1 protein-coding gene is annotated in these 212 nt (G+C 43.4%); it reads right to left on the bottom strand.

The genetic code is table 11. The annotated features are described in order from the left end of the window. On the bottom strand, positions 1-144 hold a 144-nt coding region (locus ACLBVC_RS24830; RefSeq protein WP_410151817.1), incomplete at its 3' end, for a transposase. Positions 145-212: the final 68 nt, after the last annotated feature.

Raw genomic sequence — 212 nt, 5'->3', positions numbered from 1 at the left:
ACCGCGATATTGGCGCAACCAGCGTTGTAATGTTGAAAGGCCTATATTCATCGTTTCAGCAGCCTGGGTCACCGGGTACTTATGCTGCAGAACCAAATTGACACATTCCTGCTTGAACTCATGGGTAAACGTTTTTCTTCGCATTTTCACCTCGTTAGCGTTGCTCATTATATCTCTAACAAAGTGTCCTGTTTGATTAGACCATTACAGTA

The organism is Rahnella selenatireducens (genome assembly GCF_046449555.1).
GTDB classification, from domain to species: Bacteria; Pseudomonadota; Gammaproteobacteria; order Enterobacterales; family Enterobacteriaceae; genus Rahnella; species Rahnella selenatireducens.
Note: the sequence above shows the minus strand (reverse complement) of the source record. Positions and strands in the feature narration are given on the sequence as shown.